The sequence below is a fragment of the Planktothrix paucivesiculata PCC 9631 genome (genome assembly GCF_900009265.2).
Lineage (GTDB): Bacteria > Cyanobacteriota > Cyanobacteriia > Cyanobacteriales > Microcoleaceae > Planktothrix > Planktothrix paucivesiculata.
The window spans coordinates 1-686 of sequence record NZ_LR735101.1; the positions used below are offsets into that span (position 1 = coordinate 1).

The 686-nt window shown below is 35.9% G+C and carries 1 protein-coding gene; it reads left to right on the forward strand.

What is annotated here, in order from left to right; genetic code table 11:
* A partial coding sequence (locus PL9631_RS25740; protein ID WP_156090722.1) for an IS1634 family transposase occupies positions 1 to 686 on the forward strand: 686 nt, incomplete at both ends.

Sequence of the window (686 nt, forward strand, 5' to 3'; positions counted from 1 at the left end):
AGCAGTTCGATATCAGTAGAGGGAGAATACAAAAGTAAAGAAGAAGAAAATCAGGAAATAGAAGAAGAAATGAAAGCGATAAAAATAGTGCATGGATACTCAAGAGATAAAAGACCAGATCTGAAACAATTTATAATAGATATGGTGGTAAGCGCAGACGGAGATGTGCCATTGTATCTAAAAATAGATGACGGAAACGCCGATGATAAAAGCGTATTTGTAGAAAGGCTAAAAGAATTTAAAAAGCAATGGACATTTGAAGGAATATGTGTAGCAGACAGTGCCTTATACACAGCAGAGAATATAGGAGCAATGGCAGGAATGAAATGGATAACAAGAGTACCATTAAGTATAAAAGAAGCACAAAATAAGATAGTGGAGATAGAAGAGGAAGAATGGGAAGAAAGCCAAATAATAGGATATAGAATAGCAACGAAATCAAGTGAGTACGCGAATATAAAACAAAGATGGCTAGTGGTAGAAAGTGAAGCCCGGAAGCAATCGGCTATCAAAAAAATATCAGAGCAAGTAGAAAAACAGTTAGAAAACGCCAAAGCATCGCTGCGTAAGCTATCGAAACAAGAGTATGCCTGCATAGCAGATGCAGAGATAGGGATAAAAATATTATCAGAATCGTGGAAATATCACCAAATAAAAGAAATAAAATGCACAGAAAAAGCCAGTAA